This is a genomic window from Pseudomonas sp. BRG-100, assembly GCF_000737955.1.
In the GTDB taxonomy this organism is placed as follows: domain Bacteria; phylum Pseudomonadota; class Gammaproteobacteria; order Pseudomonadales; family Pseudomonadaceae; genus Aquipseudomonas; species Aquipseudomonas synxantha_A.
Map to the genome: position 1 here is coordinate 1 of NZ_JPRX01000004.1, position 3,073 is coordinate 3,073.

Below are 3,073 nucleotides of genomic sequence, written 5' to 3' on the forward strand. Positions count from 1 at the left end.
CAAATTGCTTGGGTGTTATATGGTCAAGCCTCACGGGCAATTAGTATTGGTTAGCTCAACGCCTCACAGCGCTTACACACCCAACCTATCAACGTCGTAGTCTTCGACGGCCCTTCAGGGAACTCAAGGTTCCAGTGAGATCTCATCTTGAGGCTAGTTTCCCGCTTAGATGCTTTCAGCGGTTATCTATTCCGAACATAGCTACCCGGCAATGCCACTGGCGTGACAACCGGAACACCAGAGGTTCGTCCACTCCGGTCCTCTCGTACTAGGAGCAGCCCCTCTCAAATCTCAAACGTCCACGGCAGATAGGGACCGAACTGTCTCACGACGTTCTAAACCCAGCTCGCGTACCACTTTAAATGGCGAACAGCCATACCCTTGGGACCGGCTTCAGCCCCAGGATGTGATGAGCCGACATCGAGGTGCCAAACACCGCCGTCGATATGAACTCTTGGGCGGTATCAGCCTGTTATCCCCGGAGTACCTTTTATCCGTTGAGCGATGGCCCTTCCATACAGAACCACCGGATCACTAAGACCTACTTTCGTACCTGCTCGACGTGTCTGTCTCGCAGTCAAGCGCGCTTTTGCCTTTATACTCTACGACCGATTTCCGACCGGTCTGAGCGCACCTTCGTACTCCTCCGTTACTCTTTAGGAGGAGACCGCCCCAGTCAAACTACCCACCATACACTGTCCTCGATCCGGATAACGGACCTGAGTTAGAACCTCAAAGTTGCCAGGGTGGTATTTCAAGGTTGGCTCCACGCAGACTGGCGTCCACGCTTCAAAGCCTCCCACCTATCCTACACAAGCAAATTCAAAGTCCAGTGCAAAGCTATAGTAAAGGTTCACGGGGTCTTTCCGTCTAGCCGCGGATACACTGCATCTTCACAGCGATTTCAATTTCACTGAGTCTCGGGTGGAGACAGCGCCGCCATCGTTACGCCATTCGTGCAGGTCGGAACTTACCCGACAAGGAATTTCGCTACCTTAGGACCGTTATAGTTACGGCCGCCGTTTACCGGGGCTTCGATCAAGAGCTTCGCGTTAGCTAACCCCATCAATTAACCTTCCGGCACCGGGCAGGCGTCACACCCTATACGTCCACTTTCGTGTTTGCAGAGTGCTGTGTTTTTAATAAACAGTCGCAGCGGCCTGGTATCTTCGACCGGCATGAGCTTACGGAGCAAGTCCTTCACCCTCACCGGCGCACCTTCTCCCGAAGTTACGGTGCCATTTTGCCTAGTTCCTTCACCCGAGTTCTCTCAAGCGCCTTGGTATTCTCTACCCAACCACCTGTGTCGGTTTGGGGTACGGTTCCTGGTTACCTGAAGCTTAGAAGCTTTTCTTGGAAGCATGGCATCAACCACTTCGTTAACTAAAAGTTAACTCGTCATCAGCTCTCGGCCTTAGAATCCCGGATTTACCTAAGATTCCAGCCTACCACCTTAAACTTGGACAACCAACGCCAAGCTGGCCTAGCCTTCTCCGTCCCTCCATCGCAATAACCAGAAGTACAGGAATATTAACCTGTTTTCCATCGACTACGCTTTTCAGCCTCGCCTTAGGGACCGACTAACCCTGCGTCGATTAACGTTGCGCAGGAAACCTTGGTCTTTCGGCGTGGGTGTTTTTCACACCCATTGTCGTTACTCATGTCAGCATTCGCACTTCTGATACCTCCAGCAAGCTTCTCAACTCACCTTCACAGGCTTACAGAACGCTCCTCTACCGCATCACTTACGTGATACCCGTAGCTTCGGTGTATGGTTTGAGCCCCGTTACATCTTCCGCGCAGGCCGACTCGACTAGTGAGCTATTACGCTTTCTTTAAAGGGTGGCTGCTTCTAAGCCAACCTCCTAGCTGTCTAAGCCTTCCCACATCGTTTCCCACTTAACCATAACTTTGGGACCTTAGCTGACGGTCTGGGTTGTTTCCCTTTTCACGACGGACGTTAGCACCCGCCGTGTGTCTCCCATGCTCGGCACTTGTAGGTATTCGGAGTTTGCATCGGTTTGGTAAGTCGGGATGACCCCCTAGCCGAAACAGTGCTCTACCCCCTACAGTGATACATGAGGCGCTACCTAAATAGCTTTCGAGGAGAACCAGCTATCTCCGAGCTTGATTAGCCTTTCACTCCGATCCACAGGTCATCCGCTAACTTTTCAACGGTAGTCGGTTCGGTCCTCCAGTTAGTGTTACCCAACCTTCAACCTGCCCATGGATAGATCGCCCGGTTTCGGGTCTATTCCCAGCGACTAGACGCCCTATTAAGACTCGCTTTCGCTACGCCTCCCCTATTCGGTTAAGCTCGCCACTGAAAATAAGTCGCTGACCCATTATACAAAAGGTACGCAGTCACCCAACAAAGTGGGCTCCCACTGCTTGTACGCATACGGTTTCAGGATCTATTTCACTCCCCTCTCCGGGGTTCTTTTCGCCTTTCCCTCACGGTACTAGTTCACTATCGGTCAGTCAGTAGTATTTAGCCTTGGAGGATGGTCCCCCCATATTCAGACAAAGTTTCTCGTGCTCCGTCCTACTCGATTTCATGACTAAGAGATTTTCGCGTACAGGGCTATCACCCACTATGGCCGCACTTTCCAGAGCGTTCCGCTAATCTCAAAGCCACTTAAGGGCTAGTCCCCGTTCGCTCGCCACTACTAAGGGAATCTCGGTTGATTTCTTTTCCTCAGGGTACTTAGATGTTTCAGTTCCCCTGGTTCGCCTCTTGCACCTATGTATTCAGTACAAGATAACCATCTTATGATGGCTGGGTTCCCCCATTCAGACATCTCCGGATCAAAGTCTGTTTGCCGACTCCCCGAAGCTTTTCGCAGGCTACCACGTCTTTCATCGCCTCTGACTGCCAAGGCATCCACCGTATGCGCTTCTTCACTTGACCATATAACCCCAAGCAATCTGGTTATACTGTGAAGACAACATTCGCCGAAAATTCGAATTTCTCGATTAAGAGAACTCACAAATTTTACCTTAGCCTGATCCGTTACCAGTGAAAGTAACGTTCAGTCTATCTTTCTATCACATACCCAAATTTTTAAAGAAC

1 rRNA gene is annotated in these 3,073 nt (G+C 51.0%); it reads right to left on the bottom strand.

Annotated features, from left to right (window positions below):
- Window positions 1-19: 19 nt before the first annotated feature.
- A 23S ribosomal RNA gene (locus JH25_RS00005) occupies window positions 20-2,911 on the bottom strand.
- Window positions 2,912-3,073: the final 162 nt, after the last annotated feature.